This is a genomic window from Mycobacterium sp. IDUB_39 (assembly GCF_055419205.1).
This window is the reverse complement of the sequence record NZ_JBVAXF010000004.1, coordinates 333681-358560: the sequence shown is the minus strand read 5'-3', so window position 1 is coordinate 358560 and position 24880 is coordinate 333681. Positions and strand designations below refer to the sequence as shown.

Here is a 24880-nt window from a genome sequence, read left to right as displayed (position 1 = left end):
AATGCGGTGTTTCATCACGTGTTCTTGGCGACGAAGCGTCGGAACAGCGGCCACGCGATGGCGAGGTTGTAGAACACGCCGCCTAGCAGATAGGGCCACCACGTGCCGTGATCGGACGCGACCCAGAAGGCCTTGGCCGCCCAGTATGGCGGCAGCACACCGAATGCGAGATTCCAGGCGGAGTCCACGAACCACGGCAGCAACGGCAGCCCTGCGATGACGATGCCCAGCAGTCGCACCATCGCGATGCCCTGGATCTTGTTGCTCGCGACCGACACGATCAGCAGCAGCGTCACCACCGCCGACAGTCCGGCGACCATTCCGATCGGGATGAGTGCCGGCACCAGCGCTGGTGGCACGACTCCGCTGAACGCCATCGTGGCCACCACGTAGACGGTGGTGACGGCGACGACCGTCGCCGCCCGGTAGGTGAAGAATGTCGGCAGCTGCACCGGAGTGACGCGCAACGCGGTCAGGGTGCCGGCGTCGATCTCATCGAGGACCAGGAACGCCGCGAGTGCGCCTGCGATGATGACGCTGGTCAGCAACAGCAGCGCGGTGACCACCAGCGGGTAGTAGGGCACCAGGTCGAATCCGTAGCGGCGGGCCAGTGTCTCGGTGAGTCGTGGTGTCAGGACGACGGTGCCGACCGTCCAGATCACCGGAGCGACCACAACCATCACCAGCAGAGGGTCACGGTAGGTGCCGCGAATGTCGTTGCGGCCAAATGATGCCCAGGCCCGCAGGTTCACCAGCGCGGATGTGGTCATCACAGCACCCCCGAGCGTTCAATCACGAAGCGGCCGAACAACACCTTGGCCAGCCAGTAGAGCCCGGCTGCGCAGAGCAGCGGATACAACACGGCGTAGGCGATCTGCCACGGTGCCAGTGTCACCTGGTCGAACACCGCCGCGAACAACAGCAGTGGCCCCTGAGTGGGAATGAGATACAGCACCGGGTTGGGCCACATGCCGGACAGGTGCAGCACGGGGAGGGACAGAATCGACAGCGGCACCGTTGTCGCAAGGAACCAGTCACTGACCGAGGCGAATGGCAGCGAGGATGCGAAACCCGCCAACAACATCACCAGCGTTCCCACCACGACCCCGACCACCAGAGGCAGCGCGTTGTAGGCGGTGCCGTGGGACACGGTGACCACAGTGAGGGCGACGAACAATGAAATCGCCATGAGAACTGTGACTTTGACCGACACGTACTCCCAGAACCTCAGTGGGCTACAGATCACAGCGCCCAGGGTGCGTTCCTGCTTCTCGAAGAACACCGATCCGCCGATGAAGAAGAAGCCGATGATCGTGATGTCACCGACCAACACGTACGGCTCGATGATCGGCCGCAGATGTGGCGGCATCGGCACCAGCACGGTCAGCCACAGCAGCCCGGAGACCACCGCGGCGTGGGCGAAGCGTTGGCGCACCAGCGTGGTGACCTCCAGCCTCAGTGCGCTTGCCCACCTCTTCATGACAGGCTCCGGCCGGTGACGTCGACGAACACGTCGTCGAGGCTGGCTTCCCTGCTGTGGATGGTCTCGACGTGGTGGTTACGCAGCACGGCACGAAACTCGACGTCCTCGGCGAGGCCCTCCATGGGGAACTCCGCGCTCTGCAGTGCGCCGCCTGAGGTGCGGTACTCCACCCGCACCAGCCGGTTGCTGCGGGCGATCTTGAGTTCGGCTGGGTTGTCGAGGGCCACGATGCGGCCATCGACCACGAACGCGACCCGGTCGCAGAGCTCATCGGCAGTGGCCATGTCATGGGTGGTGAGAAAGATGGTGCGCCCCCGCGCCTTCAGGTCCAGGATCATGTCCTTGACCGTGCGGGCATTGACCGGATCCAGCCCGGATGTCGGTTCGTCCAGAAACAGCAGTTCGGGCTCGTTGATCAGCGACCGCACGAATGTCAGGCGCATCTGCATTCCCTTGGAGTACTTGCCGACTCGCGTGTCAGCGGCATCGCCAAGGCCGACCGCGCCGAGCAGGTCCCGCGGATCCAGCGTGGTTCCGTCATACAGGGATGCGAAGAAGCGCAGGTTCTCCGCACCGGTGAGCTTCAGGTAGTGGTTGGGCAGTTCGAAGGAGACCCCGATGCGCTGGTAGTAGTCGGGCCCCCAGTCCAGTGGGTCTCTCCCCCACACCGTCGCGTGACCGCCGTGCCCGCGTAATAGCCCAATGAGCAGCTTCTGCGTGGTGGACTTGCCGGCGCCGCTGGGGCCCAGGAACCCGAAGATCTCCCCGCGCCCCACGGTGAAGTCCATGCCGCGGACGGCTGGCTCGGTCGACTTCGGATACGAATAGGTAAGCCCCCGAACGTCAATGACGTCAGTCACTGTGCCCGGTGGTGTGATTGCAGCTGAATTCGTGCGCATTGGTGTCTCGGTCGCCCGTCGGTCGTGCGCGGCGGCCGATCGGAGTCCCGACCGTCACCGCGCAGGTGGATATCACGTTTCCGACCAGACTTCCCGGAGCACCAGAGGTGACTGTACTAAACTTTCAGTAATAATTGAAGGGTATTGGCAAGAGGAGTATTTGGCGTGATCTCGTCGTCTGATCCGCAGCACACCGCCGAGGAGCTCGCGCTGGTGCTGACCAGCCACGGAATGCAGCGGATGACAGCACGAGTGCTGGCGACACTGCTGTTTACGGAGCAACCCAGTGTGACCATGAGTGAGCTGGCGCAGAGCCTGCAGGCAAGCGCCGGGGCAATCTCGGGGGCGTTGAAGATGCTCACGTCGGTCGGGCTCGCTGAGCGGGTCCCCGCTCCAGCGAGCCGCCGTGACCACTTCCGCCTTCGGCAGGACGCCTGGGCCACGCTGTTCACCAGCCAGAACGAGACCATCGTGGCGATGCAGGACGCCGCCAACGCCGGTATTGCGGCCACCGACGACCACAGCCTGGCCCGGAAGCGCCTGACCGAGATGCGCGACTTCTACGCGTTCCTGATGTCCGAACTTCCCGCACTGCTGGATAGATGGCGTCAACGGTGAAGACGACGCGGCGCGCCGCACTTGGAGCGGTGACGTTTGTCCTCGGCGTCGCCGTGGCACTCGTTGTGGGAGTGGTCACCGTGGGCGTGGCCGCTGCTGTCGTGGACGTTCCTGCCATGTTCCTCGGTGCCGGATTGCTTGCAGTCGTCAACGTGACATTTCTGTTGGCCCTGTGGGGGTTTCGCCTCCTAGGCGTGCAGCGCCGGACGGCAGCTGCGGCGATCCTGAGCGGCGTGGTCGGCATCATGGTGGTCGTCGTGGCTGCGTCGACGATCCTTGTGCCGTTCCGGCTTCAGCCGCCTACGGAGACGCCGGCCAGCGTCATGTTCTGGGACCTGCCGTCGGGATCGCGGATAGCGTACGCACACGCCGCGGCGGGTGCGAACACGACCAGCGAACCGCCGGTGATCTTTCTCCACGGCGGACCGGGGACGCCAGGTGAGGGCATCCCGATCGGTGGCGCCGAACTCGCAGCCCGGGGATACGACGTCTACGCCTACGACCAGGTTGGTGCCGGCCGGTCCACCCGACTCGACAACGTCAACGAATACACAGTGCAGAGGCAGGTGGACGACCTCGACGAGATCCGACAGATCCTTGGCGCTGAGCAACTCATTCTCGTCGGCCGCTCATGGGGAGGGTCGCTGGCCGCCCAGTACCTGGCGGCGCATCCAGACCGGGTGGCAAAGGCGGTCTTCGTGGTGCCAGGAGCCATCTGGCCGTCGGCGTACCCCGATGGCATCGGTGAACCCTGGCACTCAATGACCCCCTCAACACAATCGCGCTACGACGAACTGACGAGCAGCCTTCGAGTGCTCGTTCAGTCACTGTTGCTTAGCATCAGTCCGACCGCTGCCCACGCCTTCGTTCCGGATGCTGAGGCCGACTCATGGATGCACGAAGTCGCTTTGACCGGTCAAGACGGCGCATCATGCGCACGCGGTGCCACGGCGGAGGCGCACGACAATCCTCAGGGTTTCTACGTGAACCAAATGACCACTGCGGATTTTGACTCCATACCTGATCCGCGTCCGCGTCTGAGCGCAGTACAGGTGCCGGTACTGGTCATCGGAGCGCAATGCGACTTCATCCGCTGGCCGGTCACCCGTGAGTATCGGGACGTGTTCCCCAGCTCGACGCTGGTGGAGGTCCAGGGTGCTGGTCACGCGGTCTCCGCGGAGCAGCCTGCGCTCTACACGGAATTGCTGGAGGCCTTCCTCGACGGTCGACAGCTGCCGCTGCCGGCCTATACATCCGAAGACCCCCCTGCCGGGCGGTGGACGCGCTAACGCAGTGTCGCCGCGGCGACTCAGCCGGAAGTCACCCCAAAAACGTAGGCGCCGGACAAGAATCAGCGGATGCGCTTCGGAAACTTCATGGCTCCCTTCCACCCGACCGGTCAGAACCCCACACTCGCCATCGAGCGGGACCTCGATCTGATCGTGACGATGGACCGTCTCGGATTCGACGAGGCATGGATCGGCGAGCACCACTCCGCCGGGTTCGAGATCATCGCGTCGCCGGAAGTCGTCATCGCCGTCGCAGCGGAGCGCACCAAGCACATCAAGCTCGGTACAGGCGTCAGCTCGCTGCCCTACCACCACCCCTTGATGCTCGCCGATCGGATGGTCCTGCTGGACCACCTCACCCGCGGTCGTGTGATGCTGGGTTGCGGCCCTGGCCAACTCACCTCCGACGCGCACATGCTCGGCATCCCGGCCGACGAGCAGCGGCCGCGTATGGAGCAGTGCCTCGACGCCATCATGCGCCTGCTTCGCGGCGAGACCGTCACCATGCACACCGACGGGTTCACCCTGCAGGATGCCCGCCTGCAGCTCAAGCCGTACAGCGACCCGTGCTTCGACGTCGCGGTCGCGGCGTCCTTCTCCCCCACCGGCCCGCGTGGCGCGGGAAAGCACGGGATCGGCATGCTGTCGATTGCCGCCACCGCCAAACAGGGCATGAATCTGCTTGCGCACCACTGGACTACGTGGGAGGAGGTCGCGCTCGAGAACGGCCATGTCGCCGACCGCTCGAAGTGGCGGCTCGTAGGCCCGATGCACCTCGCCGAGACCCGCGAACAGGCCGAGCGCGATGTTGAGTACGGAATCGCGGAGTTCTCCCGCTACTTCTCACACATCCTGCCTGCGGGCCCGGTACAGGGTGAGACGCCGGCCGAGATCATCGCCAACAACCGCGAGTCGGGATTCGCCGTGATCGGCACCCCCGAGGACGCGATCGCGAAGATCGAAGAACTCGTCGAGGCGAGTGACGGTGGCTTCGGGGCCTTCCTCCTCTTTGACCACGACTGGGCGCCCCCGGCCGCGAAACTGCACAGCTACGAGCTTTTCGCGCAGTATGTGATGCCGCACTTCACCGGCCAACTCGCGGGGCCGGCCGCCTCGTGCGAATGGGTGACTGAGAGCGGGACCGAGTTCGTCGACCGCGCCGCGCACGCCATCGGCAAGGCGATCGAGGACCACGCCGCGGAGCAGAGCGCCAAGCAGGCGCCCGCGATCGACTGACTCATCGCCTTCCGTGCCGGGCCGCCCACGCGAGGAACTCGGCAGCGGAGAACACGGGCTTGCCCCACTCGCGAGCCTTGCGGGCCTTACCGGACTGGCTGCCGACCTCCGCGGTGATCAGCACCTCGCAGCGCGTCTTGGACACCGTCGCCACCGGCACCAGCCCGGCCCGCGCCGCCAAGTCCTGCATGTCGTCGCGCTCGACGATCCGGCCTGCCTCGTCCTCGGCGGTTCCGGTGAAGCACACCCGCGCGCCGGGCACCAGGACCGAGGCGATGTCGTCGCCGGCGAGGACGGACTCGAGCGTCTCGTCCACGATCGCGATCCCCAGGAACCGCTCGGCCTCGCGCAGGCGGCCCAGTACCTCCACGGTCACGGGTGTCCGCGATGCAGCAGAACGCAATTGGTCAGCAACTGTGTGCCGAGCGGCCGAATGCCAGGGCGTGTCGGTGTCCACACCGGATCCGGTGTCCATCGGTTGGGAGGTGTCGTGTCCCAGCAGGGTCGCGCCGACGCGGCAACTGATGTCCAGCAGTGCCGACAGCCCCGGGAGGTGAGCCGATGCCGGGGTCGGCTCACCGGGGGTTCGGCTGACGAGGTGCCCCGAGAGCGACTCCAACTCGGCGTCCTCGAACGGCGACGAATCGGGATCCTCGCAATCCGAACCGGAGAACGCGTCGAGGACAGCCCGAGCGCGCTCGAGCGCCGTGGTCGCCGACAGGCCGCGACGGTGTTCCGGGGCGAGAGCCGACATCGGCACGTCGGCGCCCAGTGGCATGGGCATGACGAGCCCGAGGCGCTTGAGTTCGAAGTCGATGAGGCCCAGCACGTCATCGATACCGACGCCGACCGGTGTGCAGCCAGCCAACATCGGCGCGACGATCCCCCAGACTTCGGCCAAGGTGGGCGCCAACAACACGTCGGACACCGTGATTCCGTAGGCCTGCCGGGCGTCGGCGAGATCGCGCTGCGGGTTGACCAGCGTGCTCAGCGAGGTTCCGTCGTCGAACGCGACGGCGAACTCCACCGGCCGTGGCCGTGACATCCGGCCCTCGTCGCCGACTGTCAACATGCCGATCCCGCAGTAACGCCGGGCCCGGTCGTCACGCATTGCCTGGCGCAGAAACCGGACCACCCGTCGGTCAGTCTTCAGATCCTTGGGGAGCACCGGCCGTTTGAGCACCAGTCCGCTCATCGAGGTACACCGGCTCAGCGCGACGTACAGCTGACCGGACGAGAACATTCCGCCACTCAGGTCGACGACCATGCGCTCCAGTGTCTGCCCCTGGCTCTTGTGGATGGTGATGGCCCACGCCAGCTTGAATGGCAGCTGCGTGTAGGTGCCGATCACCTCGCGGCGCAGCGAACCGCCGTCGACGACCGGCGTCGTCGCCTCCCAGGTGTAGGGCCGCACATCCGCGGTGTCCCCATCGGCGAACTCGACGGTGACCACCAGGCCGTCATCCATTCGTGCGGCGGTCACACGTCCCAGCGTGCCGTTGACCCAGCGATCGAATTGGTCGTTGGTCAGCATCATGATCTGTGCGCCGATCTTGAATCGCAGCGTCTCCTCGACTGGCGGGTCGAACAGGCTCAGATCACCGGATCGTGTCGCAATGTAGGCGATTTCGTCGCCCGGCAACCGCTCCAGGCGTTCGCGGTTCCTGGCGGTGACGATTCGATTTGTGGGCGCGAGCGTCAGCCAGAACTCGTCGTCGGGTGGGACGAAGTTCGGGTCCGTTCGGGCGTTCAGCTGCTCGCGGGCATGCCCCACCAGCACGCCCTCTCGAATCTCGTTCAGAATAGCCGCCATTCGGTCGTCGCCCTGCTGACGGAAGACGGTGGTGAGGGCGACCGTCGGGAAGTCATCGGCATGAAAGCTGTCGGCGGAGAAGAAGTACGGGGTGGCATATCGCGCCTTGAGGTAGCCCGCCTCGGCTTCATGGACCACGGGCGGCAGCTGATAGAGGTCACCGACGAGGACCACCTGAACGCCCCCGAACGGTGCTCCCGGTACGGGACCGAATCTGGTCAGCGCCGCCGCGACCTGGTCGAAGAGGTCGGCCCGAACCATCGACGACTCATCGATGATCAGAGTGTCGAGTGACCCGAGGAGCTTGGCGAAACGGCCCGGGTAGTACCGGCCCGTGCGGACTTCGTCGAGCGTCGTCGTCGTGGAGAAGCTGAATAGCCGGTGGATGGTGTAACCGTCGACGTTGAGCGCGGCGATGCCGGTCGGGGCGACGACGACCACGTTTCGGTCGGTCTCGGCGATAAAGCGCCGGATCAGCGTCGACTTGCCCGTGCCCGCCTTTCCGGTCAGAAACAAGTGCCTGCCACCGCCGAGCAGTGTGAGCGCGTCCTTGAACTCGTCGGTCAGGACGAGTTCGCGGTTCGGCCCGGTCATCCGGGTCATTCAACACGTTGAGGAGACCATCGAGGCATATGGGCCGCCTCGAAATGCGCCCGGCAAGGGATGGACATCCCCACACTCCCGGCGAAAGATCAAGTGAGCCGCTGAGTCCGCGCGCCTAGGAGGAGTCATGACCACGACTGATCCGACGTTTTACCGCAGCCCAGGCCAGGCGGGCGCCGCCGCCCCCGAACAACTCGCCTACGTGGCCGCGTTCGACCCGACGAGCGAGCAGAACGACGCGCTTGCCGTGGTCGACTGCGACCCCGAGTCCACGACTTTTGGCGGCGTCGTCGGCTGGACCGAGCTGCCGACGGCCGGCAACGAACTACACCACTTCGGCTGGAACGCGTGCTCGAGCGCACTCTGCCACGATGGGCATGGAGAACACGGGCATGGCGCACACGGGCAGGGCGATCACGAGGCGCTCGAACGGCGGTATCTACTCGTTCCGGGTCTGCGCTCGTCGACGACCTACGTCCTCGACACCAAGCCCGACCCTCGCCATCCGGTGGTGACTCACAAGATCGAGGCCGATGAGCTCGCTGCCAAGGCCGGGTACTCGCGCCCGCACACGGTCCACTGCGGACCCGGCGGCATCTTCATGTCAGCTCTAGGAGGTGCCAACGGCTCCGATGGTCCCGGCGGCATCGCCCTGATCGACCACGACACTTTCGAGGTCATCGGAGCCTGGGAGGTCGACCGCGGACCGCAAGTCCTGGCGTACGACGTCTGGTGGCACCTCGACTACGACACCGTGATCACATCGGAGTGGGCCTCACCGTCGATGATCGAGGACGGGCTCAACCCGGAGGACTTGCTCGGGCACAAGTTCGGCCACCACATCGACTTCTGGAGCATGTCGGAGCGGAAGCTAACTCAGCGCGTCGACCTCGGCGAGCAGCATCAGATGGTGCTCGAGCTGCGACCCGCGCACGACCCCTCCAAAGCGTGGGGCTTCGTTGACACGGTCATCAGCACTGAGGACCTGTCGGCGTCGGTGTGGCTGTGGCACAAGGACGGTGATCAGTGGGCGGTAGATAAGGTCATCACGATCCCGGCTGAACCGGCCAACCCCGATGACCTGCCGCCGCTGTTGAAGTCCTTCGGTGCGGTTCCGCCGCTGGTCACCGATATCGATCTGTCAGTCGATGACCAATGGCTGTACGTATCATGCTGGGGTACAGGTGAACTCAAGCAGTTCGACGTCAGCGACCCGTCCCATCCGCGGGAGACGGCGTCGGTGCACCTAGGCGGAATCGTGCGACGCGAGCCGCACCCGGCGGCTCCCGAGCTGCCGCTGGTCGGTGGGCCGCAGATGGTGGAGATCAGCCGCGACGGCCGGCGGGTGTACCTGACGAACTCGCTGTATTCGTCGTGGGACGACGTGTTCTATCCCGATGGCGTCGGGGCCTGGATGGCGAAACTCGACGCCGACACCTCAGCAGGAGGCCTCGTTCCCGACAGCAAGTTCTTTCTGCACGGCGACGACTTTCGTGGTCGCCGAGTGCACCAGACCCGACTCCAGGGTGGCGACGCCTCAAGCGATTCGTACTGCTACACCCGCTAAACGTCAGCCCTCCCCAGCACGCCGCAGTTGAGGCGGATGCCCCATGTGCCGCCATCGATGCCCGGTGGACGATTTCCTCATGGCTCTTGGAACGCCATACGCGAAAAGCATGGGAGGCAGTCATGTTCACCACCGAGGAGCTGGCAGGAATTCCGCTGTTCTCGGGTCTTGAGGACAAGGCTCTCGAATACCTTGCCGGCGAGGTTGAGGACATCCATCTCACGCCTGGGGAGTACGTGGCCCACGAGGGCGAGGGTCGCGCCCTGGCGATCGTCGTCGAGGGCCGCGCAGAGCTGACGAAACTCGTGAATGGCGTCGAGCAGGTGATCGGCGTCCGACATCCCGGGGAGCTTGCGGGCGAGATCCCGATGACGCTCGGTACTCCCCTGCCCGCCAGCATGCGGGCCGCCGAGGTGTCGCGCGTCCTGAAGGTGACTACGGAGGTGTTCCACACCCTTGCGGCGATGGCGCCCGAGATCTCCCCAGCCGTCGGTGCTGCCGCGATGGATCGCATCGAGATGCTCAAGGGCGCCGCCGCACAGCAGCCCGAGCCGGGGGTCTTCGTCATTGGTCCGCGCCTGGATCCAGGCGTGCACAGCTGTGACAGCTTTCTGCGCCGCAACCAGATTCCGTACGAGCGCCTTGACCCAGACGATCCCGGCGCTATCGCACGGGCCGGGGGTCGTGTCTCCGCAGCCGCCCCGTATCCGGTGGTGGTGCTCCGCGACGGCACCCGGTTGATCGCGCCGACGATGCGTGACGTCGCCACGGGCGCTGGACTGACAGTCGCGCCGGGCTCGGCCCGATATGACCTGGTGATCGTGGGTGGTGGGCCGGCGGGCCTGACGGCAGCGGTCAACGGCGCTTCCGAGGGGCTGCAGACCGGGCTGATCGAGTCCTTCGCCCCGGGCGGGCAGGCCGGCACCTCGACCAGGATCGAGAACTACACGGGCTTCCCATTCGGCGTCTCCGGAGACGAACTCGCGAGCCGGGCACTGCAACAGGCGAGACGTTTGGGCGCTGAGATCGTCGTGACCCGACGGGTCGAGGCCATCGACCCCGCCGAGATGACCGTCACGCTGGATGGCGGCGACGTACTTCAGACGAGGTCGATCGTTCTCGCGATGGGCGTGCAATGGCGGCGCCTCGAAGTCGATTCCATCGATCGATTCGTCGGCTCCGGTGTCTATTACGGTGCGGCACGCAGCGATGCCAACGTGGCGCAGGGTAACGATGTGTACCTGATCGGCGGGGGCAACTCGGCTGGCCAGGCCGCCATCTTCCTCTCCAGCCACGCCCGATCGGTGACGCTTCTCGTGCGTGGTGAATCGCTGGCGGCGGGCATGTCCACCTACCTCGTTGAGCAGATCGCGACGAAGGCCAATATTCGGGTGGAAACCGGATCCGAGGTTGTCGCGGTGCACGGAGACGATCACCTCGAGGCGATCGACGTCCTCGATCGCACGACCGGCCTCAAATCCCGACGGGACACGGGGGTGCTCTTCGTCCTCATTGGCGCTCAGGCATCGACCGACTGGCTCCCCTCGCAGATCGCCCGCGACGAGCACGGTTTCGTCTTGACGGGAGTCGACGCAGCGAGGGCCGAACAGTGGAGGGCCGACCGCGAGCCGTTCGACCTCGAGACGAGCGCCCCGGGAGTGTTCGCCGTCGGCGACATCCGTTCCGGATCGGTGAAGCGTGTGGCGGCATCTGTGGGTGAGGGCGGCGTGGCGGTCGCTCTCGTACATCGCTACCTGCAACTCCTGCCACCTGTGCACGCACAGTCGGATGCGTTGGCGCCGAACGTCACCGACGTGCCAGACCGGAGGCGTTTTGAGATCACGACCGACGGGGTGGTCCTCGGCTTCGCCGAGTATCGACGCCGTCCCGGAGTCATCGCCTTCACTCACACCGAGATCGACCCGTCGCACGAGGGCGAGGGCCTGGGGACCCTGCTCGTCAAGGCCGCGCTGGACACCGCACGGGCTCAGCGGCTAGCGGTGTTACCCATCTGTCCGTTCGTCCAGAGCTTCATCGCCCGCCATCGCGAGTACCTCGATCTCGTGCCGGCAGCACGCCGCGGGAAGTTCGAGCTCCTAGTCGCGTAGCAACCGGAGCGCGACGAGGGCGGCGAAACGCGCCGCCTTGGGCCGACGCGTTGTGCTCGCGATCGCCTGCGCACGAATGGCGATCGCGGTGCTCAATCCGTGTCGTCGAGTGCCGACGACGTGCAGGGGAAGGATTCGAGGCTGCTTCGCCACGGTCCGGAACCTCTCCTCAGACGCCGTCTCCGGCGCGTCATCGGAGGTCGCGGTCAGGAAGCGATCCGGCAGCGAGAGCTTGCAGATCGTGCGCACGGTGTGCCAGAACTGACGGGTCAGGGGACCCGTCGTGTACGGCAGGTCGTACTCGGCAAGGAGTGCCTGAACTCGTCCCGAGATCTCGGGGAGCCTGTTGCTCGGCAGGTCGGGGAACAGGTGGTGCTCGATCTGGTAGCAGAGGCTTCCGCTCATCAACCTCATGACCGGACCGGCGTTGAAGTTCGCGGTTCCCAGCATCTGCCGCAGGTACCACTCCGACTTCGTCTCGTTCGCGACGGCTTCGGGAGTGAATTTCTCCGCGCCGTCGGCGAAGTGCCCGCAGACGATGACGATGTACGCCCACCCATTGCGGAATCCGCCCGCGACCAGATTCGCCAGGAACGTCCGGAAGAAGCGTCGTCCACTAAGCGCCGGGAAGAACAGGTAGTCCTTGCTCGCCTGGCGAACCATCTTGCGAACCATCGCCCGGTGAAGTTCTGCCTTGACCTCTTCACTCGTCTCGTGGTCCTGCTCGGTGGCCAGGTCGTGTAGTGCGATGCCCCACTCAAAGACGATGGACAGCAGCAATGCCCACAGGGGCGCCCACCGGTGGCCGGGCTTCCACTCCTGGTCGCGGCTGACGCGCAGCACGCCGTAGCCGAGGTCCTCGTCCATGCCGATCACATTGGTGAAGACATGGTGGCGATAGTTGTGGGCGTGCCGCCATTGGGAGGACGGACCCACCATGTCCCACTCCCAGGTGTTGGAGTGGATCTCCGGGTCGTTCATCCAATCCCACTGCCCGTGGATGATGTTGTGGCCGAGTTCCATGTTCTCGATGACCTTGGACACCAGCAGGCCCACGGTTCCGGCCGTCCAGCCGGCCTTGCCCCTGCTGCCGAAGATCGTCAGCCGGGAGCCGATCTCAAGGCACCGTTGAAGTCGGATGACGCGCTTGATGTACGCGCGATCGTCCGTGCCGAGTGACGCCTCGACGTCGCGACGGATCTCGTCGAGCGAACGCCCGAGTGCCTCGACGTCGGCGTCGCTCAGGTGCGCGTACTCAGTTACTTCGGTGATGGCAACGGTGCATCACACCCCAACGACGCGGAGCGGATGCGGACGGAGCAACCGGGCCTGACAGGCACGGACAATGACTCACTCCATCCTGGATTTACGGCGACTTCCTCACCGCGATCCCACAATGTATCCGTAACCGGTGGTGCCGCACAATCAGTGCAGTCCGAATGCTGCGCCGAAAAACAAGATGGGCCGAGGGTGTCGAGACTGGAGTCACGGCTCCGTCCCAGGGTTGAATGCGGCCACCGAGGCCGCTCCACAGAGAGGAACCCAACATGAAGTACCTGCTGCTCAAGCACTACCGCGGCGCCCCCGAGGCCGTGAACGGCGTGCCGATGGACCAGTGGACGCCGCAGGAGATCGACGACCACGTCCAGTACATGAACGACTTCGCCGCGAGACTCGAGGGCACCGGTGAGTTCGTCGACGGCCAGGCGCTCGCGCCCGAGGGGGCGTGGGTCCGGTACGACGGGGAGGGCCGCCCACCCGTCACTGACGGGCCATTCGCGGAGACCAAGGACCTGATCGCCGGCTGGATGATCATCGACGTCGACACCTATGAGCGCGCTGTCGCCCTGGCAGGCGAGTTGTCGGCGGCCCCCGGCGCCGGTGGCAAGCCGATCCACGAGTGGCTCGAGGTGCGCCCGTTCCTCACCGCACCCCCGACGGTCACCGAGTGACGTGATGGACGACCTGCTGCTGCGGGAGTTGACGCCCGCGGTGATCGGCGTCCTCGTCCGTCGCGGAGTTGACTTCGCGACGGCCGAGGACGCCGTGCAGGAGGCGCTCGTTGCGGCAGCGCTGGCCTGGCCCGACCAGCAGCCCGCCGACCCGAAGGGCTGGCTCATCACGGTCGCCTGGCGCAAGTTCCTCGACGCGCACCGCTCGGAGAACTCGCGCCGTGACCGGGAGCAGCGGGTCGCCGTCGAGCCAGCGCCCGGACCGACGGAATCCGCGGACGACACGTTGCAGCTCTTCTTCCTGTGCGCGCATCCATCGCTGTCCTCGGCCTCCGCGGTGGCGCTCACGCTGCGCGCCGTCGGAGGCCTGACCACCCGGCAGATCGCCCAGGCATACCTCGTACCGGAAACGACGATGGCGCAACGGATCAGCCGCGCCAAGCGCACGGTCCGCGACGTGCGCTTCTCCGAGCCGGGCGACCTGGGCACCGTTCGGCGGGTGCTGTATCTGGTCTTCAACGAGGGCTACACCGGCGACGTCGACCTGGCCGCCGAGTCGATCCGGCTCGCGCGTGAATTGGCGTCGAGGACCGAGTCCGCTGGCGACCACCCGGAGACTGCGGGGCTATTGGCGCTGATGCTGCTGCACCATGCCCGGCGGCCGGCTCGGACCCGAGACGACGGCAGCCTGGTCCCCCTGGTAGAGCAGGACCGCTCCCGCTGGAACACCTCGCTCATCGCCGAAGGCGTCGCCATCCTGCAGAAGGCATTGAGTCGCGATCGGCTCGGCGAGTTCCAGGCGCAGGCGGCCATCGCCGCCCTGCACGCCGATGCGCCGCGCGCCGAGGAGACCGACTGGGTGCAGATCGTCAGCTGGTACGACGAGCTGCTCCGACTCACCGAAAGCCCGGTCGTGGCGCTCAACCGGGCCATCGCTGTCGGCGAGGCCGACGGCCCGAAAGCGGGCCTCGCGGCCCTGGCCGAGGTCGACCCGGGCCTGCCCCGCTACCCCGCCGCGTCGGCCTATCTCCACGAGCGGGCCGGCGACCTGGCGACCGCGGCACGGTTGTATGCCGAAGCCGCCCAGTCTGCTCCAAATCTGGCAGAACGCCACCACCTCACCAAGCAGGCGGCGCGGATCGGTCGGGCCCTTCGCGACATCGACTAGACGACTGTGGCCTACCGTCGGGCAGTATGAAGTTGACGCTCAGTGAGGCCGACGCCGCCTTCCGTGACGAGTTGCGAGAGTTCTTCACCACGCAGATTCCCGCGGACATTCGCGAGCGGGTGCGAGCGGGCCAGGTCCGCTTCCCCGACGACGTGACCACGGCGCAGCGAATCATGAACCAGCGCGGCCTCGCGGTACCGAACTGGCCGGTGGAATGGGGCGGCCAGGACTGGACGCCGCTTCAGCGACAGATCTGGTCCGACGAGATGCGGCTGGCGTGTGTGCCCGAGCCGCTGGCGTTCAACGCCAGCATGGTCGGCCCGGTGATCGCCGCCTTCGGTTCGCAGGATCTCAAGGAGCGGTTCCTGGCGCCGACCGCCAACCTCGACATCTGGTGGTGCCAGGGCTTCTCCGAGCCGGAAGCCGGTTCGGATCTGGCATCGGTCCGCACCACCGCAGTCCGTGACGGCGATTCCTACGTGATCAACGGCCAGAAGACGTGGACCACGTTGGGCCAGTACGCCGACTGGATCTTCGTTCTCGCGCGCACCGACCCGGACGCGCCCAAGCGGCAGGCAGGCATCTCCTTTCTGCTCGCCGAGATGTCGACGCCGGGCATCACGCTGCGCCCCATCAAGACGATCGATGGCGGCTATGAGGTCAATGAGGTCTTCTTCGAGGACGTCCGTGTCCCCGCCGATCAACTCGTCGGCGAGGAGAACAGCGGCTGGACATACGCCAAGTTCCTTCTGAGCAACGAGCGCACCGGCATCGCCAGGATCGGCACGACGAAGGTGTGGCTGGCCCAAGTCAAGGAGCACGCCGCGAACACACCAACCGAAGACGGCACGCTGCTGGACGATCCGCTGTTCGCGGCCCGCGTCGCGGAGGTGGAGAACGAACTGCTGGCTCTGGAGCTCACGCAGCTAAGAGTTAGTGGATCCGAGGGCTCAGGCGTCGGTGGCAAGCCGAACCCGGCGTCATCGATCCTCAAGTTGAAGGGCAGTCAGCTTCAGCAGGCGGTCACCGAGTTGCTGATCGACGTCGCGGGCCCCGACGCGTTGCCAGTCGGCGCCGGCGATATCGACTCGCCAACGTGGGCCCAACTCGGCGCGCCGAAGTATCTCAACTACCGCAAGGTCTCGATATACGGCGGGACCAACGAAGTGCAACGCAATATCGTCGCCGCGACGATTCTTGGACTGTGAGGACGCCATGAACTTCGACTTGACCGACGAGCAGGGCATGCTGCGTGACGTCACGCGTGAGGCGCTGGCGCGCACCTACGACATCGACACGCTCCTCAAGGTCGGCGAGACCGAACTCGGCTGGAGCCGCGACGTCTGGTCAGCGCTCGCCGAGATCGGAATCCTCGGGCTCGGTTTCGACCCGGAGGAGGCCGGCCAGATCGAGTTGATGGTGGTACTCACCGAGATCGGGCGGCGACTGGCGCCCGAACCCGTCGCGCAGGCGGCACTGATTCCCGGCGGACTGATCGCCGAACTCGGAAACGATGAACAGCGGGGATTGCTCGACGCGGTGTCGGAGGGTGAGACGCTGCTGGCCCTGGCACACCAGGAGCCCGGCATGCGCGGGCTGTCGACGCACGTGACCACCCGCGCTGAGCGCCAAGGTGATTCGTGGACCGTCACCGGCCGCAAGAACCCGGTGCTCTCCGGTGATTGCGCCGATGTGTTCGTCGTGAGCGCGGCACTGGAGACTGGGGTCGGGCTGTTCGTCATCGACGCCGACGCCGTCAGCAGACACGCCTTCCGAACCTTCGACAGCCAGCGCGCCGCACAGCTGAACCTCGAATCCGTTGCAGCGCAACCACTCGGGGCCGGCGGTGACGCGACATCTGGCCTGCAGAGAGCGCTGATCCGACATCAGTCGGCGCTGTGCGCAGAAGCGGTGGGCGCGATGGAGGAGGCCCTGCGCCTCACCACCGAGTACCTGAAGAACCGCAAGCAGTTCGGCGTGCCGTTGAGCAAGTTCCAGGCACTGACCCAACGCGCCGCGGACATGTACGTCTCGCTCGAACTGGCGCGCAGCATGAGCCTGTACGCCGCGATATCGATCGCCGACGGCAACTACGACCTCGTCATCGCCGCCAGGGCCAAGCTGCAGATCTGTCGGTCGGGGCGCCACATCGCCCAGGAGGCGATTCAGCTGCACGGCGGGATAGGCGTCACCGCCGAGTATCCGGTGGGGCACTACGCCGCCCGCCTCACCGCGATCGGCCAGACGCTGGGCTCGGCCGACGATCAGCTGCGCACGCTGATCGGTGCGCTCGGGTCCTACGAGACCGTGTCGCTGTGAGTCCACCGTCAGATGCCCAGTTGCAGGAGATGTTCGACGAGTTTCAGTTGCGAAAGCTCGTGCACGCCTACTGCCGCGCCGTGGATCGTGGTGACATCGATGCGCTGCGCAGCCTCTATCACGACGGCGCCGAGGACGACCACGGCAGCTTCTCCACAGGTGGGGTCGACGACTTCCTCAGCCAGCTCGAGGCCGCCCGCCCCTACATTCGATCGATGCAGCACAACATCACCACGGTGAACTTCGCCATCAGCGGCAACACCGCCGAAGGCGAGATCTACACCTTGGCGACGCACACGTTCGGCGCGGGCGATCGCGACATCGACGTCATCGTCGGCGGCCGCTACCTCGACAAGTACGAGAAGCGATCCGACACATGGAAGTTCATCGAGCGAAGGATCGTCACCGACTGGGCTCACATCAACGACCCGTCCTCGGTGGACCTGAGCCATCCGATCACCAAGGACACACCGGTAGGCTCTCCGGACGCGAACGATCCTTCGTACCAATTCTTCTCGCTGCTACAAAGGGATGTGGAGTGATGACGTCGTCAGCCCAGGATTCAGTGTTCGGTCAGCAGTTCCAGACCCCCGACGGGGCCACCGTCATCCCGGTCACGAAGCCGGTCGGTGTGTTCGTCATCAAGGACGGCAAGCCGACCTGGTCTCCCGCGGCGGATGCCTCTCGCATCGCGCTGATGGGAATTCTGGTCGGGCTGGTATCGGCAACCCTGGCCGGGATCACCATGGTTCGCCGCCCGCCGTGGCCAGACCTGCATATCGACGTGTCAAGGCAGATCTAGCGCCTCGTCACGCGACACTGGCCGCGCCGCACCATGAGTCGGCGACCGAGCTGGTGATACCGCAGCCGGCCAAGAGGACGGCGTCCGGCAGAATCGCGTCCTGTTCCGGCGTGAACGCGGGCGGCGCCGGTGGCAGCAGCGGGAAGATGCGGGCGCCCGACACGCCGGTCAGGAACGACACGATCTGGGCGGGGATGTTGGTGATCACATACAGGCCGTCGATGACAATCTGCGCCGGTCCTGACAGGAAGCTCGGCAGCGCCGCGACGATGTCCTTGCCAAAGGTCAACACGTAGTAGGGCACCGAGGCGAAGACCGTACGCACGCCCAACGCCACCTGGGTGCCGATATCGGGATAGCCGTTCGTGGCGATCGCATCCTTGAGTGCCTGCTTCAGGTCGACGGGGTCGAGATCACTGCCGCCGAGCGTCGTCAGCGACACACCGTCGGAACCGGCTCGTGGTGTGCCGCCGAACAGAGTCACGACCGTGGGCGTGATGTCGACGATCTCGTACCGCGGGTTGATCAGTCCGTCGCCGAAATCTGTCCCCTCGGCGATGACGAATGTCCCTGTCTCGGCCGGTGATTGGAAACCGTGACCGAAGCCCACCTGCGGCTGGTGACCGTGGTCGGTCACCACGAGGATGGTCCACTCCTCGCCCATGGCCTCGCGGGCGGCCACCGCGTCCAAGATCTCACCGAGGTTGTCGTCCATGTTCCGGATGGCCAGTTTGTACTCCTCCGAGGCGGAACCGTACATGTGGCCGTTCTCGTCGACACCGACGAAGTAACTGAAGAGAAAGTTCGGGGTCGGACCGTTCAGGCCGGAGATCGAGTCGACGGTCCAGTCGGCGACCGCGTCATCGGTTGCCAGCCAGTTCTTGTCCCCCGCGACCTGACCGATGAAGACGTTCTGATCGGCGGGGATCGATCCCGCCCCGGCGATGCCGTTGATGACGTCCCAGTTCCCGACGGCCACCGTCTGGATGTCTCGATCGATCGACTCGAGTTGGTTGAACACCGTCGGCCACGTGTTGTACGTCCACGGGGTGAAGACGTTGTTGATCACGCCGGTCCGCTCGCCCCACACCCCGGTCAGAATCGCCGTCCATGACGGATTGGAGATGGTGGTGTGCCCGACGATGCTCGACGCCGAGGTGGTGCTGACGCCCATCAGGTCGAAGAAGTTCTGGTTGTAATCGTCGGCCAGGATCCTGCTCAGGTTGGCGCCGTCGATGGCGATCACCAGCACGCGCGGCTTCGTGGGATCCGCCAGCACCGACGGTGGTGGCGTGGGATTGGGGACCAGAGCGACCGTTTGTTGGGCCATGAAGTTCGCCCTGGCGGGAGCGAGGATCCGCTCGAACTCGTTTCGCACCAACGCCAGCGCCGCCGACAGAATCGGCATCTGGATCGGCGACCCCTCCCCCAGGTTCAGCAGCGGCTGCAGCACCGAGGCGACGATCTCCGTGACGACGCCGACCAGGGTCTTCGGCCGGACCGGCACCGCCGGCGGCGGCGCAACGACCGAATTCGATGCCGCCGCAACCGTTGTGACGTCATCGGCCGCGAGCTGCGTGGCGATTTCGCCAACGGCGGCAAGGATGGACGCCCGCGGCTTTTGCTCGACGTCGTCGGCGGCGTTGACCGTCGCGTCGACGTCGGTCGCCTGCTCGTGGGTGGCGGGGGGCTTGGCCGAATTGCCCTTCGTCGGGTCCTGCCCTGAGTCGTTGCCCTTCACCGGGTCCTGCACCGGCGGAGTCACGAGCGGGGTGCCCTCATCGATGACGACCGGTGGGACTACCTCGTCAACGACCACGGGCGGCGTTTCCTCGGCGTCCACGACGTCGGTCGGCGCCTCGGCGTCGGCGACCTCGGTGTCCGCAGGTGTGTCAGCGTCGGCGGCGCCATCAGCAGCTGGCTCATCGGCAGCGGGGGCGTCGATATCCTTCGCGGTCTTATCGGCCGCGCTCGTTGCCGGCTTCGGATCCGACTCTGATGTGTCGGCGTCGGCGTCTGCGTTGGCCGAGGATTTCAATGCGGACTTCAACGACGACTTGAGGGACGACTTCAGCGACGACTTCGGGGCCGACTTCGGAGATGACGACTCCCCCGCAGAAGCCGATGACGTGGCGTCGGACGATGCCCCGCCCTCCGATGGGTCTGCGTACGCGATGCCCGGCGAGGACGCCACGGCGGCGCCCACTCCCAACGCCACTGCCAGCGCTCCGACGCGACCGACGTGCCTCGCATAACCCATGGACGGTTCCTCTCGTTGACCCGCGCGGATGGGGCGGCGGAATACTCTGCGCCGGAAGTTACGCGGGTCGTCGACCTCGTTCTTGAGGAATCAATGAATTGGGGCTACGTGCGTCCGCCAGCGGTGGGCCCGACGCTCGGAGGATGTAGCGCTCGCCACACTTCGATACTTTGATGCACTAATAATGACGGAAAGGCGATACCCTCGCCCCGGCCTCATTTGGCGCGCGCCCGGCACCATCGGCGCCCCTGCAAGAGGCGCATCGGATCGATCGAACGTCCAGGAGGACCCCCCTTGTCGAGTCTCGCCCGCACGCTTCGTCGGCTGATGTCCGGTGCGCTCGTCGCGATGGTGCTGCCCGCGCTGATCACGATTGCCGGCACGCACGCCACCGCGAACGCGTTCTCCCGTGAGGGCCTGCCGATCGAGTACCTCAGCGTCCCGTCGGCGGCCATGGGCCGTGATATCCGCGTCCAGTTTCAGGGCGGCGGCCCGCACGCGGTCTACCTGCTCGACGGCCTGCGCGCGCAGGACGACTTCAACGGCTGGGACATCAACACCGCGGCATTCGAGTGGTTCTACGAGTCCGGCCTGTCGGTTGTCATGCCGGTCGGCGGCATGTCGAGCTTCTACACCGACTGGTACCAACCCGCCGTCGGCAACGGCACCACCCAGACCTACAAGTGGGAAACCTTCCTGACCCAGGAACTGCCCGCCTGGCTCGCCGAGAACAAGGGTGTCTCGCAGAGCGGCAACGCCGTCGTAGGGCTGTCGATGGGCGGTGCACCCGCGCTGACCTACGCCACCTACCACCCGGACCGGTTCGTGTACGCCGCTTCGCTGTCGGGATTCCTGAACCTGTCGCAGGGCCTCTGGCCGAGGCTTGTCGGCATCGCCATGAATGACGGAGGCGGATTCAAGGCCGACGCCATGTGGGGCCCGCCCGGCGACCCTGCGTGGGCACGCAACGATCCCACGGTCAACGTCGCCAAGCTGGTCGCCAACGGCACCCGGCTCTGGGTGTACTGCGGTAACGGCACTGCGAACGAGCTGGGCGCGGGCAACCCGGGCGGTGGCCTGCTGGAGACTTCGACACTCAAGAGCAACATCGCCTTCCAAGATGCGTACGTGGCCGCCGGAGGCAACAACGCCGTCTTCAACTTCCCACCCAGTGGCACACACGGCTGGGGCTATTGGGGAGATCAGCTGCTGGCGATGAAGCCGGACTTGCAACGCGCGCTCGGCGCGGAACCGACTAGCTGATCCGCGGCGCCGACCGGCGTCGGCGTCGACGCCCTTATCGCCTGTAGTTGACGCCAACACGCCACGGCATCCCCAAAATCCCGCCATCATCAGTACTGGCGGGAGGGGCCCTGACATGGCGGCGATGAACACCACGTTGATCGCATTGGCGACGGTCATGGGGTTGACCGCATGCTCGGCGGCCACGGACACGACCAGCACCGGTGCCTCGACAGTCACCGTGACCGCGCCCACGACGAGTACAGCGTCACCGCCACCAACTGCGGCGAGCGAGCCGTCATCGACTGCCGCCCGTCCCCGCGCCGACAGCAGCGACTGCGAACTCAACCCGTCTGACGCCCCTGTCGAGACGGCCGATCCCTACCAATGGGTTCCGGAGATCGGCCGAATCTCGGTCACGATGAGCGGATTGCCCTCGGGCACCATCAAACCCGGTGATCCGCCGGTCGTGGTTGATGTGACGGCCTGCAACGACTCACCCGTCTCCTACTCGGAGGTCGGCGTCGTGGTTGTACTCGACCACTGCAGCTGCGCACCGGGCCCGTTGGAGATTCCCGTGGGCACCGTCGAGTACTTCGACCAGGCCACCGGCGGCTGGACCCAGGTCGACCATCCGGCTGCCGGTACGGGCATGGACTACCTCGGGCAGTTCGCCAACGCGCAGGAGCTGTCCAAGGGCCAGGCCTTCACGGTTCGGTACCGGATCGCGCTCGACACCTCCATGACTGCCGGCCAGGGCGGATTGTCGGCGGCTGTCGTCACCCCGTACCCGCTGAACCAGATCGGCTCGGCGAATCTGCCCTTCACCGTTGTGCAGTAGCGACGATGGCCTGAGTGATTGCTACCACCGCGAAGTTACATCGTCGGCGATCTGGCCTGCGATCCTCGATGCCGAGTCAGCTGGGTCGGCGCTGCACGTGTTGATGTCGACGATGATGTTGTTTCGCAACGCCAACGCGCGTCCGCAGGCCCAGCCGGGGCTACCCGCGTCCTGTTCGGTCGCAACCACACTTAGTACTGCGTTGGTGTTCGAGATCTGTCCCACGATCCAGTGCGTGCCGCTCTGCGCGTGGGAGTACTCATGGCAGGCCGGCCACTGCTGAGCCGAGGTGTCGAAGAACGCGCCCGCCAGCTCCCTAGTCGGAAACAGCACCACGGCCTGCTTGAGATAGTGCGTGAAGGCATCGCCGTTGTTGAGGCTCTCATCGCGCTCGGACCAGTAGCCGCTGTTGCCGTACACGGCAGCCTCTGCCGCACCATCGATAGCGAGACACTCCGGCGGCGACATGGTGGCACTGTTGTCAGCCATCGCGGACTGGCTATCCGTGACTGCCATCCCGGACGTCGCCATAGCAGCATTGACCTGGTCGGGGCTCAGCAACAAGCTGGCCAGTTCCCGCTCGACCAGAGGACGCGGAATCCTCGACCGGGTCGGTGTCGGCGGCTCGGCGCTACCCGTACTCACACACCCCGCGGTAAGAACACAGATCACTGCAGCTGCGAGTGTGACCGTTGACCGTCGCATGTAATGCTCCCCCTTCGAGCCGAGACCGGACCTTTCAACGTGGCGCGACTCCCCCCGGAGCGCTTCTATAGAAAAATGGTGCAGCAGTGTCGCCGACACCATTCGAATATCGCTGGTGTTTCGTGGTCACGATGAGCCGCGCTTCTTGATAACGATTGGTGGGTCGCGCCCGCCGCCTGCGTTTCTCATCGCTCAGAAGTACGTCGTCGCCGTCGTGGTGGTTCCGTTGTCACAGGCGATCGTGACGGTCCAGTCCCGGAAGCGCGGAACCGCGGGGACGATCCTCATGTCGTAACTGCCGTTCGCCGGTAGGGCGAAACTGCGGTCGAAGTTGTCCGTCGTATATGTGCACTGCGACGAGACTCCACTGCGGTCGGTGATGTGAGCCACCAGACCGCCCACAACCGTGTCGAACGAGACCGTCGGCCCCTGCAACGGCGCGGGCGGCGGCGGCTCATTCGGCGGTGGCGGAGTGGCTCCGCTGGCACAGCCCGAGACGATGACCTTCGCGCCCTGCTGGTTCTGCAGCATGCCCTTGGCCTTGCTCTGGGCGGCGGACAGCGACGGGTCAGATGCTCCCGTCATCTCGCCGAAGTCATTCGAGGCGGCCGCGGCGCATTCGTTCTTGGCGATCACCTGAGTCACGCAGTGACCCCCGCCGTTGTTCGAGCAGTTCGTCAGCGCCCCTGTGCCAGCCTGGTCCTGGGTGGCACTGATCGCCGACCCGCCGGCCATCGTGACGGGAGGATTCTCGTTGATGAATCCGAGGGCCAGTCCGATGTACTGATCAGCCGCGTGCGCCGGGGCGGGTGCGCCAACCATGCCGGCGACGATCGCGATCGCGGCTAGCAGGATGGCAGCAGTGGTCCGGCCCCGCCAGCGGGTGTGGCCTTGGTAAGCACGTGTCATGGTCTTCTCCTGTGTGATCGCTGCCCCGGGGGCCGCACTCAGGAGTTGGAAGCTGCGCACCGCCCAGACGAGGCATGGTTTCGTCGACTGATCGCTCGCCCCTTCCTCATCGGTGTTGCGTCTTCTTGTTGACTATTCGCGCCTTCCCCGGCTCGTTCACCCGTTCCGCAATAGTCGGACACGGTCATCGATACCGTGGAAGACGCCGAACAAGCGAGAGGTGTCATCATGGCCGACCCCAAGCAGGGCAACACTTACGACCCCAAGAAGGGTGGCAAGTTTTCGCCCACCACCAAGGCCACACCACCGCCACCCCCGAGGCCGGGACGCAAGGACAAGTAAACACAGCTCAGGACGACCTCCGCTTCCTGGTGCGGCCAGGTTGCCGGGTGGAGCGCGCGCTCGAGGCCTAGGCCGTCGGCGGCGGACTGGCCGCCGGGCCCAACAGATCGGCGCTGGTGTTCGACGACGTGCGCCGCCACCGCCCGTACAGAGGCAACTCACGCACCGACTCCCCTGCCGGCACCGACCAGCGTCGGGCAACGAAGCGAATCATGGTCCGCACGTAGCGGGTGGTCTCGGAGTACCACCGCCATTCGTAGAGGCAGCCGGTCAGCAACCATTGCGCGAGTGCCTCAGACTCGACGCCCTGTAGGTACGGCCGGACCCACGTCACCATCACCCACGCCCGCTCGGTCGCTTCATGGGGAAGCCTGAAGGCCCACTCGATCGGACTGTCACCGGCGGCCATGGTGTGCCGCAGCGCGGGCGGTTGCAACTCAGCACTCTCGCTCAATTCCGGCACACCGAGCAGCTGCACCGTGACGTTGTGAAAGACGCCTGGCCCGCCCACCTCGAACCGCACGCGGTGGAGGCCGCCGTGGGCGTCGGTCGAGTCGTCGCGGTCGGTGAAGTCGTCGCGGTCGGTGGAGAACGCCACCAACCCGCCGACGGCGACATAGCGGGAGAACACCAACTGGCTTCCCACCATGAAGAACCGGCGCACCGCGAGCCCCACCGTCAACGTCGCGACCGTCACCGCGACGACACCCCACATCAGATCCAC

The 24880-nt window shown here is 65.8% G+C and carries 22 protein-coding genes; 13 read left to right on the top strand and 9 right to left on the bottom strand.

Annotated features, from left to right (window positions below):
* Positions 1 to 14 precede the first annotated feature (14 nt).
* Genes ACZY0X_RS17105 through ACZY0X_RS17095 form a run of 3 tightly spaced genes read right to left on the bottom strand, consistent with a single transcriptional unit; the run spans position 15 to position 2382 of the window.
* Positions 15 to 770 (bottom strand): ABC transporter permease, encoded by a 756-nt coding sequence (locus tag ACZY0X_RS17105; protein ID WP_463772052.1) that lies wholly within the window; start codon positions 768 to 770, stop codon positions 15 to 17.
* Complete coding sequence (locus ACZY0X_RS17100) at positions 770 to 1480, bottom strand: fluoroquinolone export ABC transporter permease subunit (protein WP_463772051.1); 711 nt, start codon at positions 1478 to 1480, stop codon at positions 770 to 772. Before ACZY0X_RS17100 ends, ACZY0X_RS17105 begins: the two co-directional genes overlap by 1 nt.
* On the bottom strand, positions 1477 to 2382 hold the full coding sequence (locus ACZY0X_RS17095) for an ABC transporter ATP-binding protein (RefSeq protein WP_463772049.1): 906 nt from the start codon (positions 2380 to 2382) through the stop codon (positions 1477 to 1479). Before ACZY0X_RS17095 ends, ACZY0X_RS17100 begins: the two co-directional genes overlap by 4 nt.
* A gap of 231 nt (positions 2383 to 2613) precedes the next feature.
* On the opposite strand from ACZY0X_RS17095, the gene ACZY0X_RS17090 reads away from it, so the two are divergent.
* The 3 genes from ACZY0X_RS17090 (at position 2614) to ACZY0X_RS17080 (ending at position 5525) form a co-directional block, all read left to right on the top strand.
* A complete protein-coding gene (locus ACZY0X_RS17090; protein ID WP_463772476.1) occupies positions 2614 to 3000 on the top strand; it encodes a GbsR/MarR family transcriptional regulator in 387 nt (128 codons plus the stop codon).
* Positions 2997 to 4289 (top strand): alpha/beta fold hydrolase, encoded by a 1293-nt coding sequence (locus ACZY0X_RS17085; RefSeq protein WP_463772048.1) that lies wholly within the window; start codon positions 2997 to 2999, stop codon positions 4287 to 4289. Before ACZY0X_RS17090 ends, ACZY0X_RS17085 begins: the two co-directional genes overlap by 4 nt.
* 69 nt (positions 4290 to 4358) lie before the next feature.
* Positions 4359 to 5525 (top strand): LLM class flavin-dependent oxidoreductase, encoded by a 1167-nt coding sequence (locus ACZY0X_RS17080; RefSeq protein WP_463772046.1) that lies wholly within the window; start codon positions 4359 to 4361, stop codon positions 5523 to 5525.
* A gap of 1 nt (position 5526) precedes the next feature.
* Here the strand turns inward: ACZY0X_RS17080 and ACZY0X_RS17075 are convergent, their stop codons facing one another.
* A complete protein-coding gene (locus ACZY0X_RS17075) occupies positions 5527 to 7932 on the bottom strand; it encodes an AAA family ATPase (RefSeq protein ID WP_463772045.1) in 2406 nt (801 codons plus the stop codon).
* A gap of 136 nt (positions 7933 to 8068) precedes the next feature.
* Here ACZY0X_RS17075 and ACZY0X_RS17070 point away from each other — a divergent pair, with 136 nt between their 5' ends.
* The gene (locus ACZY0X_RS17070; protein ID WP_463772044.1) at positions 8069 to 9508 is read left to right on the top strand and encodes a selenium-binding protein SBP56-related protein; all 1440 of its coding nucleotides are present in this window, start codon (positions 8069 to 8071) and stop codon (positions 9506 to 9508) included.
* A gap of 122 nt (positions 9509 to 9630) precedes the next feature.
* Entirely contained in the window at positions 9631 to 11616 is a 1986-nt protein-coding gene (locus ACZY0X_RS17065; protein WP_463772042.1) for a GNAT family N-acetyltransferase, read from the top strand.
* On the opposite strand, the gene ACZY0X_RS17060 is transcribed toward ACZY0X_RS17065, so the two are convergent.
* On the bottom strand, positions 11605 to 12672 hold the full coding sequence (locus ACZY0X_RS17060; RefSeq protein WP_463772041.1) for a fatty acid desaturase family protein: 1068 nt from the start codon (positions 12670 to 12672) through the stop codon (positions 11605 to 11607). The genes ACZY0X_RS17065 and ACZY0X_RS17060 overlap by 12 nt on opposite strands.
* Before the next feature lie 491 nt (positions 12673 to 13163).
* Between ACZY0X_RS17060 and ACZY0X_RS17055 the strand changes: the two genes are divergently transcribed.
* From ACZY0X_RS17055 to ACZY0X_RS17030, 6 genes are read left to right on the top strand one after another with little or no spacing between them, the layout of a single operon-like run.
* Positions 13164 to 13568, top strand: a complete 405-nt coding sequence (locus ACZY0X_RS17055) for a YciI family protein (protein ID WP_463772039.1) — start codon at positions 13164 to 13166, stop codon at positions 13566 to 13568.
* Positions 13569 to 13572: 4 nt separating this feature from the next.
* Positions 13573 to 14736: an RNA polymerase sigma factor gene (locus tag ACZY0X_RS17050; RefSeq protein WP_463772037.1), complete on the top strand. Its 1164-nt coding sequence runs from the start codon at positions 13573 to 13575 to the stop codon at positions 14734 to 14736.
* 26 nt (positions 14737 to 14762) lie between these two features.
* On the top strand, positions 14763 to 15944 hold the full coding sequence (locus ACZY0X_RS17045; RefSeq protein ID WP_463772036.1) for an acyl-CoA dehydrogenase family protein: 1182 nt from the start codon (positions 14763 to 14765) through the stop codon (positions 15942 to 15944).
* Between the two features lie 7 nt (positions 15945 to 15951).
* Entirely contained in the window at positions 15952 to 17055 is a 1104-nt protein-coding gene (locus tag ACZY0X_RS17040; protein ID WP_463772035.1) for an acyl-CoA dehydrogenase family protein, read from the top strand.
* A gap of 29 nt (positions 17056 to 17084) precedes the next feature.
* Positions 17085 to 17597 (top strand): nuclear transport factor 2 family protein, encoded by a 513-nt coding sequence (locus ACZY0X_RS17035; protein WP_463772474.1) that lies wholly within the window; start codon positions 17085 to 17087, stop codon positions 17595 to 17597.
* Positions 17597 to 17857: a hypothetical protein gene (locus ACZY0X_RS17030; RefSeq protein ID WP_463772033.1), complete on the top strand. Its 261-nt coding sequence runs from the start codon at positions 17597 to 17599 to the stop codon at positions 17855 to 17857. Before ACZY0X_RS17035 ends, ACZY0X_RS17030 begins: the two co-directional genes overlap by 1 nt.
* 7 nt (positions 17858 to 17864) lie before the next feature.
* On the opposite strand, the gene ACZY0X_RS17025 is transcribed toward ACZY0X_RS17030, so the two are convergent.
* Complete coding sequence (locus ACZY0X_RS17025) at positions 17865 to 20117, bottom strand: alkaline phosphatase family protein (RefSeq protein ID WP_463772032.1); 2253 nt, start codon at positions 20115 to 20117, stop codon at positions 17865 to 17867.
* A gap of 327 nt (positions 20118 to 20444) precedes the next feature.
* Here ACZY0X_RS17025 and ACZY0X_RS17020 point away from each other — a divergent pair, with 327 nt between their 5' ends.
* Positions 20445 to 21380, top strand: a complete 936-nt coding sequence (locus ACZY0X_RS17020; protein WP_463772473.1) for an esterase family protein — start codon at positions 20445 to 20447, stop codon at positions 21378 to 21380.
* 115 nt (positions 21381 to 21495) lie between these two features.
* Positions 21496 to 22200: a hypothetical protein gene (locus ACZY0X_RS17015; protein ID WP_463772030.1), complete on the top strand. Its 705-nt coding sequence runs from the start codon at positions 21496 to 21498 to the stop codon at positions 22198 to 22200.
* 21 nt (positions 22201 to 22221) lie between these two features.
* Here the strand turns inward: ACZY0X_RS17015 and ACZY0X_RS17010 are convergent, their stop codons facing one another.
* From ACZY0X_RS17010 to ACZY0X_RS17000, 3 genes are all read right to left on the bottom strand, one after another.
* Positions 22222 to 22905: a sensor domain-containing protein gene (locus tag ACZY0X_RS17010; protein ID WP_463772028.1), complete on the bottom strand. Its 684-nt coding sequence runs from the start codon at positions 22903 to 22905 to the stop codon at positions 22222 to 22224.
* A 192-nt stretch (positions 22906 to 23097) separates the two neighbouring features.
* On the bottom strand, positions 23098 to 23814 hold the full coding sequence (locus ACZY0X_RS17005) for a DUF4189 domain-containing protein (RefSeq protein WP_463772027.1): 717 nt from the start codon (positions 23812 to 23814) through the stop codon (positions 23098 to 23100).
* 409 nt (positions 23815 to 24223) lie between these two features.
* The gene (locus ACZY0X_RS17000) at positions 24224 to 24880 is read right to left on the bottom strand and encodes a hypothetical protein (protein ID WP_463772026.1); all 657 of its coding nucleotides are present in this window, start codon (positions 24878 to 24880) and stop codon (positions 24224 to 24226) included.

Bases quoted from the DNA above. Each gene is read 5' to 3' on its own strand.
- ACZY0X_RS17100 (WP_463772051.1), bottom strand. From the start codon at position 1,480: ATGAAGAGGTGGGCAAGCGCACTGAGGCTGGAGGTCACCACGCTGGTG.
- ACZY0X_RS17050 (WP_463772037.1), top strand. From the start codon at position 13,573: ATGGACGACCTGCTGCTGCGGGAGTTGACGCCCGCGGTGATCGGCGTC.
- ACZY0X_RS17055 (WP_463772039.1), top strand. From the start codon at position 13,164: ATGAAGTACCTGCTGCTCAAGCACTACCGCGGCGCCCCCGAGGCCGTG.
- ACZY0X_RS17035 (WP_463772474.1), top strand. From the start codon at position 17,085: ATGTTCGACGAGTTTCAGTTGCGAAAGCTCGTGCACGCCTACTGCCGC.
- ACZY0X_RS17095 (WP_463772049.1), bottom strand. From the start codon at position 2,382: ATGCGCACGAATTCAGCTGCAATCACACCACCGGGCACAGTGACTGAC.
- ACZY0X_RS17065 (WP_463772042.1), top strand. From the start codon at position 9,631: ATGTTCACCACCGAGGAGCTGGCAGGAATTCCGCTGTTCTCGGGTCTT.
- ACZY0X_RS17020 (WP_463772473.1), top strand. From the start codon at position 20,445: ATGTCCGGTGCGCTCGTCGCGATGGTGCTGCCCGCGCTGATCACGATT.
- ACZY0X_RS17090 (WP_463772476.1), top strand. From the start codon at position 2,614: ATGCAGCGGATGACAGCACGAGTGCTGGCGACACTGCTGTTTACGGAG.
- ACZY0X_RS17005 (WP_463772027.1), bottom strand. From the start codon at position 23,814: ATGACACGTGCTTACCAAGGCCACACCCGCTGGCGGGGCCGGACCACT.
- ACZY0X_RS17075 (WP_463772045.1), bottom strand. From the start codon at position 7,932: ATGACCGGGCCGAACCGCGAACTCGTCCTGACCGACGAGTTCAAGGAC.
- ACZY0X_RS17010 (WP_463772028.1), bottom strand. From the start codon at position 22,905: ATGCGACGGTCAACGGTCACACTCGCAGCTGCAGTGATCTGTGTTCTT.
- ACZY0X_RS17025 (WP_463772032.1), bottom strand. From the start codon at position 20,117: ATGGGTTATGCGAGGCACGTCGGTCGCGTCGGAGCGCTGGCAGTGGCG.
- ACZY0X_RS17080 (WP_463772046.1), top strand. From the start codon at position 4,359: ATGCGCTTCGGAAACTTCATGGCTCCCTTCCACCCGACCGGTCAGAAC.
- ACZY0X_RS17030 (WP_463772033.1), top strand. From the start codon at position 17,597: ATGACGTCGTCAGCCCAGGATTCAGTGTTCGGTCAGCAGTTCCAGACC.
- ACZY0X_RS17040 (WP_463772035.1), top strand. From the start codon at position 15,952: ATGAACTTCGACTTGACCGACGAGCAGGGCATGCTGCGTGACGTCACG.
- ACZY0X_RS17015 (WP_463772030.1), top strand. From the start codon at position 21,496: ATGGCGGCGATGAACACCACGTTGATCGCATTGGCGACGGTCATGGGG.
- ACZY0X_RS17070 (WP_463772044.1), top strand. From the start codon at position 8,069: ATGACCACGACTGATCCGACGTTTTACCGCAGCCCAGGCCAGGCGGGC.
- ACZY0X_RS17045 (WP_463772036.1), top strand. From the start codon at position 14,763: ATGAAGTTGACGCTCAGTGAGGCCGACGCCGCCTTCCGTGACGAGTTG.
- ACZY0X_RS17105 (WP_463772052.1), bottom strand. From the start codon at position 770: ATGACCACATCCGCGCTGGTGAACCTGCGGGCCTGGGCATCATTTGGC.